This is a genomic window from Geminocystis sp. (assembly GCF_041753295.1).
In the GTDB taxonomy this organism is placed as follows: Bacteria; Cyanobacteriota; Cyanobacteriia; order Cyanobacteriales; family Cyanobacteriaceae; genus Geminocystis.
Window position 1 is genome coordinate 24,526 of sequence record NZ_JBGSUU010000036.1, and the last position, 12,408, is coordinate 36,933.

Genomic DNA, 12,408 nt, shown 5'->3' on the forward strand with positions numbered 1-12,408 from the left:
ACGATTAAAATAAAGTTTGTCAAGTTTACCATCAATACTTTAACCACAATCACTCATTATGCAGCAACCTCCTTCATCTCAATCATGGAAAGATCTTAGTAATTCAAATTTATTACGTTTTGTATTGTTATTTAGCTGTAGTTGGGTTATTGTTTTATTAATTAATTATTTTTATACCACTATTGCTATTTTTTCTGCTGCTGCTATTTTTGCCACATTGTTAAACTATCCTGTTGCTTGGTTATGTCGTTATATGCCTAGATGGTTGGCGATCGCCATTACTTTTTTGGTAGCAGTAGTCTTATTGACGGCTATGGTTATGTTAGTAGGCATAGAAGTATATAGTCAAGGAGAAGGTTTATTAAGTCAGCTTAGAAACAAGTTAAATCAAAAAGATTTTCTTCCCTTTCAGGATTTTTTGCTTAATTTAGAAATAAAGAAAATTATTGAAACGGTACAAGGTGGATTAGCTTCAGGTTTAACTATAGTACAGAAAATATTTTCTAGCTTTTTGACTTTAATTTTTGGTGCAGTAATTAGCTTATATATGTTAATCGATGGTGATAAATTGTGGCAACTTTTTTTACAATTAATACCATTAGAATATCGTAGCCGTTTTGCCCAAACATTTGAACAAAGTTTTCTCGGTTTTTTACGAGGACAATTACTGTTAATGTTGTTTTTATCCATCGCAACTTTTATCACTTTTTCCTTTTTAGGAGTATCCTATGCTTTGATTTTATCAGTGATTATCGGTATCCTTGATGTAATTCCGGGTATCGGTGCAACTCTCGGACTTTTGATTGTAGCGATTTTAGTATTTGCCTCTCAAGGAATGGATTTAACAATAAAAATAGTGATTACCAGTATTTTACTTCAACAAATCCAAGATAATTATTTGCAACCCAAAATTATGGGCAATGCCTTAGAATTAAATCCAGTATTGCTATTTTTAGCTTTATTTCTAGGAGAAAGAATAGCAGGATTATTGGGAGTATTTTTAGCAATTCCCATCGCAGGAATGATTGCAGCTTGGATACGTTTAGTAAAAACAGATAATCCTATTTCACCAGAAACTATAGACAAAATTGAGCCATCAAAAACTATTGATTGATCAAGGTTAAGAACAAATTTTCTGATATAGTATTATTTACTATTCGTTTATTGCTCTTTTTTATGGTGACAGTATCTTATTTCGCTACCACAGCCAGAGGTTTAGAAGAAATCGCCGCCGAAGAATTAATGAAAATGGGTGCAACTGCCGTTAAACCTGAATTTACTGGAGTATATTTTGAAGGAGATCAAACTTTATTATATAAGATAAACCTATGGGCAAGGACAATTTTTCGAGTATTAATGCCCATACAAAACATCAACAGTGGGAATCCAGAGCAACTATATCGTAACGTAAGAGCCATAGATTGGTCACAATATCTACAACCTGATCAAACTATAGCAGTACGTTGCACAGGCAAAAACCCTCAACTCAATAATAATCACGTCACCGCCATTCAAATTAAAAATGCCATCGTAGATCAACAACAGCAACAAAAAGGAGTAAGATCTGATGTAGATACTGCCCAACCTGATATAGTCATAAACGCCCATATTCACGAAAATAACTGTATTTTAAGCCTTGATAGCTCAGGAGACAGCCTTCATCGTCGTGGTTATCGCCCAGCCATGGGATTAGCACCTCTTAAGGAAACATTAGCCGCCGCACTATTATATATTACCGAATGGACACCAGAGCAACCCCTTGTCGATCCTTTGTGTGGTTCAGGTACTATTTTATTAGAAGCCGCTTTAATGGGGTTAAATATTGCCCCTGGATTATATCGCAATAAATTTTGTTTCCAAAATTGGCCAGACTATGACGCTAAATTATGGGGAAGTTTGCTAAAAGAAGCCGAAAGTAGCCAAAAAGAGTATTTACCCATTATGATTGGCACAGATGCTGATGCTGATGTGATTATACAAGCCAAAAGTAACGCACTTGCCTGTGAAATTGGAGATCAAGTGAAGTTTTATCAACAACATTTAGCAGACATCACCGCCCCAGCCGAATCTGGGATTTTAATCTGTAATCCCCCTTATGGTAAACGCATTTCTGATGTAGAAGCACTATTTCCCTTATATAAACTCTTAGGAGATGTATTGAAACAACGTTTTAAAGGTTGGACTGCTTATGTCTTAACTGGTAATAAAGAATTAAGTAAAAAAGTCGGTTTACGCACCTCTCGTCGCATTCCCATCAACAATGGTGGTATTCCTTGCACATTATTAAAATATGAAATGTATTAGGAGACAGGAAATAATACTTAAAAAATAAAGGTTTTTAGGCTATAAACAATATACGATATTATACAATTGTTTCAAAAAAATAATGTAAAAAACGTTTACTTTTTGAATAAAACCTTATTAAGCGCATTTTCGCTGATATATTATAGCTTTCTGATTTATTCAGTCAACCCTAAGTAATATATCCTTTAATAAATTATAATTTATGGCGGGAGGCGGATTTGAACCACCGACCTTCGGGTTATGAGCCCGACGAGCTACCTGGCTGCTCTATCCCGCGATGTCTTTTCTATTATAACGATAATTTTTGAATTTAACAACCATTAACAAATATTTTTTTTCATAACCTCAGTAAGGAGATAGGAGATAGGGCTTTATATATGTGGAAGTTTAATATATTAAGCCCCTAGGGTATTTTATAGGTTTAAATCTGTAACAGCACCTAAACTACTTGAAGAAACTAATTTGCGATATTTACCTAAAACACCCCGACGATAACGAGGTTGTGGAGGTTGCCATTGACTTGCACGTTTTGCTAACTCTTCATCAGAGACGTTTATTTGCAACAATTTTTCATGGGCATCGATAGTAATACTATCACCTTCTTTCACCAGAGCAATATTACCACCAACGGCGGCTTCTGGTGCAACATGACCAACTACTAAACCGTAAGTACCACCAGAAAAGCGTCCATCGGTAATTAAACCTACTTTATCCCCTAAACCAGCGCCAATAATAGCTGATGTTGGAGCTAACATTTCACGCATACCCGGTCCGCCTACAGGGCCTTCATAACGTACAATTACCACATCTCCTGCTTGAATTTTACCAGCTAAAATAGCGTCTAAACATTCTTCTTCTGACTCAAAAACCCTAGCAGGTCCAGTCATTTGAGGATTTTTAACCCCACTAATTTTCGCTACTGAACCTTCGGAGGCTAAATTACCTTTAAGAATAGCTAAATGTCCTTCTTTATATAGAGGATTTCCCCATTGACGAATTACATCTTGATTAACAGGAGGATTTTCGGGTATATCCCCTAAGATTTCAGCAATGGTTTGTCCAGTAATAGTTAAACAATCACCATGTAACAAGCCATTAGCTAAGAGCATTTTCATCACTTGAGGAATCCCCCCAGCGTTGTGTAAGTCCACCGTTACATAACGTCCTGAAGGCTTCAAATCGCAGATAACGGGAACTCTTTGGCGAATATTTTCAAAGTCATCTAAGGTTAATTCTACTCCCATCGTATTTGCGATCGCCAACAGGTGCAATACGGAGTTAGTCGAACCACCCACTGCCATAATAACAGCGATGGCATTTTCAAAGGCTTTGCGGGTAAGAATATGACTAGGTAAAATTTGTTGACGGATAGCTTCCACTAAAACATAAGCTGATTTTTCCGTACTTTGAGCTTTTTCGGCATCTTCGGCTGCCATTGTAGAAGAATAAGGCAAACTCATACCCATCGCTTCAAAAGCCGATGACATAGTATTTGCTGTGAACATACCACCACAGGACCCAGCACCCGGACAGGCTTTTTTTTCAATGGCGGTTAATTCTGTCTCATCAATTTTTCCAGCACTATATTGTCCTACAGCTTCAAAAGCGCTAACTACCGTTAAATCTTTTCCGTTGTGATGACCTGGTTTAATCGTACCACCATAAACAAAAATAGCAGGAATATTCATTCTGGCCATGGCAATCATCGCCCCTGGCATATTTTTATCACAACCCCCAATAGCGATTACACCATCCATACTTTGACCAGTACAAGCGGTCTCGATGGAATCAGCAATAACATCTCTGGATACTAAAGAATATTTCATACCTTCTGTACCCATAGATATACCATCACTTATGGTAATAGTGCCAAACATTTGAGGCATTCCACCAGCTTTTTTGATACTAGCATCAGCTTTTAAGGCTAAATCGTTTAAGCCCATATTGCAAGGAGTAATAGTGCTATAACCATTAGCAACCCCAACGATAGGCTTACTAAAATCATCATCACCAAAACCAACAGCTCTAAGCATAGCACGGTTAGGAGATCGCTGTACTCCTTCAGTAATAGTTTTACTTTTTAAATTGTCTGTCATAGTATCTATAAGATTAAGATTATTTTTATTTTCTCATGTTGTGCATTAACAATTAAACAAAAAGCAAAATTCCCATGAAGATAGGGCGTATCAAATCTAAATAACTAAAATATAATTTAATATATTCAAACATTATATTTATTTTTAATAACTATTATTCCTTTGCCATGGGAATAGTAAAACTAAAAGTTGAGCCTTTCCCTACTTCAGAATTAACCCAAATTTTACCGCCATTTTTTTCAACAAATTCTTGACATAATAATAAACCTAATCCTGTACCTGTTTCTCCTTGGGTACCTTCACTACTACAGCAACATTCAATATTAAAAAGTTGGTTTATTTGTTTGGATGTCAACCCTACTCCTGTATCAATCACATTAATAGTGATAAATTTTTGATCATGATTTATCTCAATATTGATTTTGCCTCCTGAAGGTGTGAATTTAATGGCATTAGATACCAAATTTTGTAAGGTAGAAAATAACATTTTGTGATCGCTTTCTACTAATACAGAAGAATCACCAGTAACACCCAAAGAGATATTTTTTTCTTTAGCGGTAGAAGAAATAATATTAACAACATCATTAACAAGATGATCAAGATTAATATTTTCTGGTTGACACTTCATTTTGCCTGTTTCTAACATTGACCATTCTAAAAGATTTTTGAGTAATTTAAAGGTAATTTGACCTGAATTATAAATTTCTGTAGCTAAATCTTCAACTTCCTCTGGATTAAGACTTTTTCCGTTATCTTTGAGTATTTCACTAAAACCTAAGAGAGTGTTAAAAGGAGCTTTTAAATCATGGGCAATAATAGAAAAAAACTTATCTTTACTAGCATTTAATTCCTTTAATTCTTGAGAATATTCTTGCAATTTCTGAAAAGCCATGCGTAATTCTAATTGACTAATAATTTGTTTAGCCAAAATTTTTAAAGCATTTAATTGCTGAGGTGTTAAATTTCTTGGGACTGAATCAATAGCACATAAAGTACCTAAAGCGTAACCATCAGGAGTAATTAAAGGTGCACCTGCATAAAAGCGGATACTAGGAGGATTTTGGGTGACAAGGGGATTATCAGCAAAACGTTCATCTTGAGAAGCATCTTGGACTACTAAAATATTTTCGTCAAGAATAGCATGGGCACAAAAAGCTAAATCTCGTGGGGTTTCACCAGCAGATAAACCAACTTTAGATTTAAACCACTGGCGATCGCTATCAATTAAACTCATCAGAGCTACAGGAGTTCCACAAATAGAAGCGGCTAACTTAGTAATTTCGTCATAGGTTTCCTCAAAGTCGGTATCTAAGATGTTATATCTCATTAGCGCTTCGATTCGCTGATTTTCGTTGTCAGGTAATGGAGCGATTTTCATAGATAATGATAGCTAGAAGTTAAATTTATCCTTATTTTATCTTTTTTTTTCAAAAAACAGAAAGGAGATAGGAGATAGGAGTTAGGAGGGGAATTAGAAGGGGGATGGGGAATTAGAAGGGAAATGGGGAAAATAAACAGACAATTAATTTTCCCTATCTACTTAGGGTTTGCTGAATAAATCAGAAAGCTATTAAAATCAAGGCTTGGGGCATCGTTAAGTTAATAAAAAAGTGCGTAGTTTTAGGCATTTTTGCTCAAAAAACAGGGTAGTATTATATAGTTACAAATTCTAATTTCAAAAATCAAAACCATTAAAACCTTTGCCCTTTGCCCATTGCCCTTTGCCCTACCCCTTCCTCAGACTTTTTCAGCAACCCCTACTTATTTATGAGTTTGAATATCTGCCAGAGTAAAAATACTTTCAAATTCTAATCCTTGAGATTCATAAAATTCCCTTCCTCCTGCTTGGCGATCGACTAAAGAAATAATTTTTTTTACCTGATAACCAGCTTCTCTTAATCTTTCTACCGCTAACATAGCAGATTTCCCCGTTGTCACCACATCTTCTAAAACAATAACTGTAGCATTAGTTTCTAAACTAGGGCCTTCAATATAAGCCTTTGTACCATGACCTTTTGCCTCTTTACGGATGATTAAAGCAGGAATAGGATGATTTTCATAGGCAGAAACTACACTCACAGCACTAACTAAAGGATCAGCACCTAAAGTTAATCCTGCCACTGCTGCAGTATTTTCATCGAGTAAAGAAAACATTAATTTACCAACGAGTAATGCACCTTGAGCTCTTAAAGTTACTTGTTTGCAATTGAGATAAAAACTACTTTTTTGTCCTGAAGATAAGATAAAGTCTCCTTCTTGATAAGCATATTTGACTAATAAATCGAGTAATTCTTGTCGCAAAGAAACGTTATTATTTTTCATAAAATTTTTTAATGTAGATCCGCTACAATTAGAGCAACATGATCTTACCAAATATCAATTATGTTATCAAAATTTTCTCGTTTTTTGACTATTGCCACTTTAACAACTTTAACTTGTATCATCACCAATCCTAGTGAAGCTAAACCCGTTCAAAATAATTCCTCTAAAGTAGATATAGTTGAAGTTAGTTCTCCTTTGAGTGTCAATGAATTAGTTAATCAGGCTTTTTCAGAAAATAGCGGTACTTTTTATGAACAAGCAACTATTGATGGCGCTTTAAATACTATTTTAGGTTGGCGAACTTTCCCTGAAGGTTCATATCCTGAAAATAACGTTGCCAGAGACGGTTTATTACTTAGTACTATTATGAGCGATTATTTTAAACAGTTACAAAAAGAAGATCCCATTTTTAGAACTAAAGATCTTAATAACCCTTTTGATAGTTCGTTAAACGAAGATCCTAATAACTATTTACGATAATGCTGTTATCCAGGGTACAGGAGTTGAACCTGTCTTGGGCGAATTATGAGTTCGCTGCCTCAACCGCTCGGCCAACCCTGGTTAATAATGAAAAGTCAAGTTGACTATACCATTATAAAATATATTGTTATGGTTTTGTCAAATTAATTAATTGTTTTTATTTCTATGAAATTAAAGTTTAATAATGGAATAGCCTTTAACTATACAGTAATCACCAGTGCTGTAGCGGTTTTTAGTAGTTTAGCCGTGGGTTTATCCGCTGGTTTTTTATCTTTTTATTTAGGTAGAGAATCTTTAAAAGGAGTAACCTCACCCCAAGAAAATCCTACTCAAAAAATCAATAATAATGAAGATACTAATGGAGGACAAATCAAAAAATTTAAGCTCATGAAAGAACAAACTATGTTAGTAACTGTTTATGACTATATCAAAAAAAATAGAGAAGAAAGTAAAGTTAAGGAAAAATCAGGTAAATAAATATCAATTAACCATCAAAAATGAATAGTTATTATTTGTTAGGAATTGAAAGGAAAAAACTGGTTATCTTTTTAGGAAGGAGATCTTAATAATGACATGGCATCAATTGTTATTTAGACTCTGTGCAATTTTTCTTTTAATCTTTATTAATGCCTTTTTTGTTATGGGTGAATTTGCAATTGTATCCGTAAGAAGATCCCGTATTGATCATTTAGTTATTGGTGGTGATATACCTGCTCAAACAGTACAATCTTTACAAAAAAGTTTAGATAGATTACTTTCTACAACTCAGTTAGGCATTACTCTTTCTAGTTTAGCATTAGGTTGGATTGGAGAAGGTACGATGGCAATTTCTCTACAGCATTTAATTTCTTTTTTACCTTTTCCTCAAACAATAATTGATATTTTAACTCACTCTATTTCTATTCCTTTAGCTTTTTTTTTATTAGTCTATTTACAAATTGTTTTAGGTGAACTTTGTCCTAAGTCTTTAGCGTTATTATATCCCGAACAATTAGCTCGTTTTTTAGCAGCTCCTATTATTGTTATTGGCGGAATTTTTAAGCCTTTTATTGATGTTCTTAATCAATCAACTCGCTTTCTATTAAAATTAATTGGTATTCAATATACAGGGCAAGGATGGTATAAACAAGTAACTCCAGAAGAATTACAGTTAATTATTAAAACTGAAAGAGATTCATCGGGATTAGAAGCGGAAGAAAGAGAATTATTAAGTAATATTTTTGAATTTGGCGATGTTGAAGCATCAGAAGTTATGACACCTCGTGTTAATATCAAAGCCCTTGATTTATCTGCAACTTACGGTGATTTATGGGTAGAAGTATCACAAACTAGACATTCTCATTATCCGATTATTGGCGATTCTTTAGATGATATTCGAGGTATCGTTAATTTTAAAGATTGTGTTTCGACTTTAGAAAATAATTCTATTAATCTAAATATTTCTTTGGAAGATTTTGTCAAACCAGCTCGTTTTTTACCAGAATCCACTTCCTTAAGCGAATTATTAGCTATTATGCAACAATCTCCCTCAAAAATGGTCATTATTGTCGATGATTATGGTGGCACATCAGGATTAGTTACTATGCAAGATTTAATCGATGAAATTTTAGGGGGTGATCAAAATCAAGATGATGATGATAATTTTAATATTACTGTCATCGATGAGCAAAATTTTCTCATCAGCGCACAAATTAATTTAGAGGAGTTAAATGATTTATTAGATTTTACTTTACCTTTAGTTGATGAATACCAAACTTTAGGAGGTTTTCTCGTCTATCATTGGCAAAAAATACCTAAAGAGTCAGAAATTTTTAATTTTGATAATTTACAGTTTACCGTTATGGATGTGGATGGCCCTCGTATTAATAAAATAAAAATAACGATACAAGATCAATAATTAATAACTTATAGTTGACAGACAAAATTTATGTCAAGATAATGGTGAAGCAATGATAAAGGGAAATATGACACAAACTACCATCGCAAATTATGGTTCATGGCGATCGCCTATCAGTTCAGATTTAATCGTATCTAATACCATTGGTTTAAGTGCAGTAAAATTTGACGGTAATGATATATATTGGCTAGAAAATAGACCTTCAGAAGGCGGTAGATCTGTTATTGTTAAATTAAATGACGATGGTAAAATAGAAGATATTACCCCAAAACCTTTTAATGTGCGTAGTCGTGTTCATGAATATGGCGGCGGTGCATTTTTTATTCATGAAAGGATCATTTATTTTACTAATTATAGTGATCAACGGCTCTATGTACAAAAAAAAGGGGAAACTCCTCAACCCTTAACGGCTGAATCTTCTTTACGTTATGCTGATTTTTCCTTTGATAAAATTCGTAATCGCTTAATTTGTGTCGCTGAAGATCATAGTAACTTAAATAGCCCCCCAACCCCCAATTCTGAGGGAGTTCAAAATGGCAAAATTGAACCTGAAAATAAACTGGTTACTATTGATTTAATCACTGGAGAAGTTAAAACTCTAGTTAATGGTGCAGATTTTTACTCTTCTCCTCGTATTTCTCCTGATAACTCTCAATTAGCATGGTTATCATGGCAACATCCTAATATGCCTTGGGATAGTACAGAATTATATTTAGCCGATATTCAACCCGATGGTAGTTTAACTAATGTGGAATTGGTGGCAGGAGGCAAAAATGAATCCGTTTGTCAGCCTGAATTTAGCCCTAACGGTATATTATATTTTAGTTGCGATCGCCGAAATTGGTGGAATATTTATCGCCGAGAAAAAAAAGGAGAAGTTATCTCTCTCTACGCCTTAGATGCAGAATTTGGTTATCCTCATTGGGTTTTCGGAGAATCAGTTTATGGTTTTGCGGATGAAGATACCATTATTTGTACCTATACCCAAGACGGTATTTCTCATTTAGCTAGTTTACACACAAGAAATAAAAGCCTGACAAATCTAAATATTTCTTTTACAAATATTGCCTATTTACAAGTCAAGAATAATAATATCTTGTTTACAGGAGGATCACCAACTCAACCTCTTGGAGTGATAAAAATTAATATTGCTACAGGAGAAACCAAAATTATCAAATCTTCCAGTGACTTAGATATAGATAAAGGTTATTTAAGTCAACCCCTACAAATTGAATTTCCCACCAGTAACGGTAAAACCGCTTTCGCATGGTATTATCCTCCCCAAAATAAAGATTTTTCCGCCACAGAAGAAGAATTACCCCCCTTATTAGTTAAAAGTCACGGAGGACCTACCGCAGCAACCACCGCATTATACAATTTAAGAATACAATACTGGACCAGTAGAGGTTTTGCTTTAGTTGATGTTAATTATGGTGGTAGTACGGGTTATGGAAGAGAATATCGTCAAAGATTAAATCAAAATTGGGGTATTGTCGATGTGGAAGATTGTATCAATGTTGCTAAATATTTAGTTAAACAAGGAAAAGTTGACGAAAATAAATTAGCAATTTCAGGAGGTAGTGCTGGAGGTTATACTACCCTAGCAGCTTTGACTTTTTATGATACTTTTAAAGCTGGTGCAAGTTATTATGGTGTTAGTGATTTAGAAGCCTTAGCTCAAGATACCCATAAATTTGAGTCTCGTTATTTAGATAATTTAATCGGTAAATATCCTGAAGAAAAAGCAATTTATCAAAATAGATCACCTATAAATCACATAGATAAACTATCTTGTCCTGTGGCATTTTTTCAAGGATTAGAAGATAAAATTGTCCCACCAAATCAAGCGGAAATGATGGTTAAAGCCTTAGAAAATAAAAGAATTAAAACTATTTATGTAACTTTTCCTGATGAACAACATGGCTTTAGAAAATCTGAAAATATTAAACGAGCTTTAGATGGTGAATTTCAATTTTATGCTCTTATTTTTAATTACGAAATAGGCTAAAATATCCCTGAGAATCAATTACTAACTCCTTCTCCTAACTCCTGTCTCCTAATTCCTAATTGCTCATTGTTTCATTGCTTGATAGGATAAAATCTGAAAGATTTATAAAATAAATATATATGAGTCAAATCATAGAAACTATAGCCCCTCATGGTGGGCATTTAGTCAACCGTATTGCAACTCTTGCCGAAAGAGACGAATTTATGGCACAAGCCGATAAATTACCTAGAGTTCAATTAGATGAAAGAGCAACCTCAGATCTTGTTATGATCGCTATTGGTGGTTTTAGTCCCCTTAATGGCTTTATGGCACAGGATGACTACGAAAGAGTCGTTGAAGAAATGCGTCTTGTGAATGGACTTCCTTGGTCTGTACCTGTAACATTATCTGTAACTCAAGAAGTAGCCGAACCTTTAAAAGAAGGCAGTTGGATACGTTTAGATGATCCTCATGGTAGATTTGTCGGAGTTTTAGAACTTACCCAAAAATATCGTTATAATAAGGCTCATGAAGCAACTAACGTTTATCTTACCGACGAAGAAGCACACCCTGGTGTTAAAGTTGTATATGAACAAGGAGAAATTAACTTAGCTGGTCCTGTTTGGTTGTTACAAAGAGACTCTCATCCTTTATTCCCATCCTATCAAATTGATCCTGCACAGTCTCGTAAAATGTTTATGGATAGAGGCTGGAAAACTGTTGTTGGTTTTCAAACCCGTAACCCCATTCACCGCGCCCATGAATATATCATTAAATGTGCCTTAGAAATCGTTGATGGTTTATTTTTACATCCTTTAGTAGGTGCGACAAAAAGTGATGATATTCCTGCTGATGTACGGATGAATTGTTATGAGATTATGGTAGAAAACTATTTTCCTCAAAATCGTGTAATTCTTGCCATTAATCCTTCTGCTATGCGTTATGCTGGTCCTAGAGAAGCCATTTTTCATGCTTTAATTCGCAAAAATTATGGTTGTACTCACTTTATCGTCGGTAGAGATCATGCAGGTGTCGGTGACTATTATGGTACTTATGACGCTCAATTAATTTTTGAACAGTTTAAGCCTGAAGAATTAGGTATTACTCCCATGATGTTTGAGCACGCTTTTTATTGTAAAATTACCGAGCAAATGGCTACGTCTAAAACTAGCCCTGCTACAAAAGAAGATCGTATTCATTTATCTGGTACAAAAGTAAGAGAAATGTTACGCCGTGGTGAATTACCTCCTCCACAATTTTCTCGCCCAAAAGTTGCTGCGGAATTAGCTAAAGCAATGCACCAATAATCCATTAAAATAAAA

At 34.5% G+C, this 12,408-nt stretch carries 10 protein-coding genes and 2 tRNA genes; 7 read left to right on the forward strand and 5 right to left on the reverse strand.

Features of this window, described 5'->3' with window-relative positions; all coding sequences use genetic code 11:
- Positions 1–58: 58 nt before the first annotated feature.
- Both ACEW8E_RS02795 and ACEW8E_RS02800 read left to right on the forward strand, forming a co-directional pair.
- Positions 59–1,114: an AI-2E family transporter gene (locus ACEW8E_RS02795; RefSeq protein WP_373478815.1), complete on the forward strand. Its 1,056-nt coding sequence runs from the start codon at positions 59–61 to the stop codon at positions 1,112–1,114.
- A gap of 65 nt (positions 1,115–1,179) precedes the next feature.
- Entirely contained in the window at positions 1,180–2,304 is a 1,125-nt protein-coding gene (locus tag ACEW8E_RS02800; protein WP_373478962.1) for a class I SAM-dependent RNA methyltransferase, read from the forward strand.
- Between the two features lie 203 nt (positions 2,305–2,507).
- Here the strand turns inward: ACEW8E_RS02800 and ACEW8E_RS02805 are convergent.
- From ACEW8E_RS02805 to pyrE, 4 genes are all read right to left on the reverse strand, one after another.
- Positions 2,508–2,581: transfer RNA gene (locus ACEW8E_RS02805), tRNA-Met, on the reverse strand.
- A 136-nt stretch (positions 2,582–2,717) separates the two neighbouring features.
- A complete protein-coding gene (ilvD, locus tag ACEW8E_RS02810; RefSeq protein ID WP_373478816.1) occupies positions 2,718–4,400 on the reverse strand; it encodes a dihydroxy-acid dehydratase in 1,683 nt (560 codons plus the stop codon).
- Positions 4,401–4,554: 154 nt separating this feature from the next.
- Positions 4,555–5,778, reverse strand: coding sequence for an ATP-binding protein (locus ACEW8E_RS02815; RefSeq protein ID WP_373478817.1), 1,224 nt, complete (start codon positions 5,776–5,778; stop codon positions 4,555–4,557).
- A 383-nt stretch (positions 5,779–6,161) separates the two neighbouring features.
- Positions 6,162–6,722, reverse strand: coding sequence for an orotate phosphoribosyltransferase (pyrE, locus tag ACEW8E_RS02820; protein WP_373478818.1), 561 nt, complete (start codon positions 6,720–6,722; stop codon positions 6,162–6,164).
- Positions 6,723–6,782: 60 nt separating this feature from the next.
- On the opposite strand from pyrE, the gene ACEW8E_RS02825 reads away from it, so the two are divergent.
- Complete coding sequence (locus ACEW8E_RS02825) at positions 6,783–7,202, forward strand: hypothetical protein (RefSeq protein WP_373478819.1); 420 nt, start codon at positions 6,783–6,785, stop codon at positions 7,200–7,202.
- Between the two features lie 8 nt (positions 7,203–7,210).
- On the opposite strand, the gene ACEW8E_RS02830 is transcribed toward ACEW8E_RS02825, so the two are convergent.
- A tRNA-Ile gene (locus tag ACEW8E_RS02830) sits at positions 7,211–7,283 on the reverse strand.
- Between the two features lie 84 nt (positions 7,284–7,367).
- On the opposite strand from ACEW8E_RS02830, the gene ACEW8E_RS02835 reads away from it, so the two are divergent.
- The 4 genes from ACEW8E_RS02835 to sat all read left to right on the forward strand — a co-directional run bounded on the left by ACEW8E_RS02835 (position 7,368) and on the right by sat (position 12,393).
- Positions 7,368–7,679 carry a hypothetical protein gene (locus ACEW8E_RS02835; RefSeq protein WP_373478820.1) on the forward strand — a complete coding sequence of 104 codons (312 nt, stop codon included), beginning with the start codon at positions 7,368–7,370 and terminating at the stop codon, positions 7,677–7,679.
- Between the two features lie 91 nt (positions 7,680–7,770).
- Positions 7,771–9,099: a hemolysin family protein gene (locus ACEW8E_RS02840; RefSeq protein ID WP_373478821.1), complete on the forward strand. Its 1,329-nt coding sequence runs from the start codon at positions 7,771–7,773 to the stop codon at positions 9,097–9,099.
- Positions 9,100–9,166: 67 nt separating this feature from the next.
- Entirely contained in the window at positions 9,167–11,107 is a 1,941-nt protein-coding gene (locus ACEW8E_RS02845) for a prolyl oligopeptidase family serine peptidase (protein ID WP_373478822.1), read from the forward strand.
- Positions 11,108–11,226: 119 nt separating this feature from the next.
- Positions 11,227–12,393: a sulfate adenylyltransferase gene (gene sat / locus ACEW8E_RS02850; RefSeq protein WP_373478823.1), complete on the forward strand. Its 1,167-nt coding sequence runs from the start codon at positions 11,227–11,229 to the stop codon at positions 12,391–12,393.
- The last annotated feature ends 15 nt before the right edge of the window (positions 12,394–12,408 follow it).

Bases quoted from the DNA above. Each gene is read 5' to 3' on its own strand.
- ACEW8E_RS02795 (WP_373478815.1), top strand. From the start codon at position 59: ATGCAGCAACCTCCTTCATCTCAATCATGGAAAGATCTTAGTAATTCA.
- ilvD (WP_373478816.1), bottom strand. From the start codon at position 4,400: ATGACAGACAATTTAAAAAGTAAAACTATTACTGAAGGAGTACAGCGA.
- ACEW8E_RS02815 (WP_373478817.1), bottom strand. From the start codon at position 5,778: ATGAAAATCGCTCCATTACCTGACAACGAAAATCAGCGAATCGAAGCG.
- pyrE (WP_373478818.1), bottom strand. From the start codon at position 6,722: ATGAAAAATAATAACGTTTCTTTGCGACAAGAATTACTCGATTTATTA.
- ACEW8E_RS02825 (WP_373478819.1), top strand. From the start codon at position 6,783: ATGTTATCAAAATTTTCTCGTTTTTTGACTATTGCCACTTTAACAACT.
- ACEW8E_RS02835 (WP_373478820.1), top strand. From the start codon at position 7,368: ATGAAATTAAAGTTTAATAATGGAATAGCCTTTAACTATACAGTAATC.
- ACEW8E_RS02840 (WP_373478821.1), top strand. From the start codon at position 7,771: ATGACATGGCATCAATTGTTATTTAGACTCTGTGCAATTTTTCTTTTA.
- ACEW8E_RS02845 (WP_373478822.1), top strand. From the start codon at position 9,167: ATGACACAAACTACCATCGCAAATTATGGTTCATGGCGATCGCCTATC.
- sat (WP_373478823.1), top strand. From the start codon at position 11,227: ATGAGTCAAATCATAGAAACTATAGCCCCTCATGGTGGGCATTTAGTC.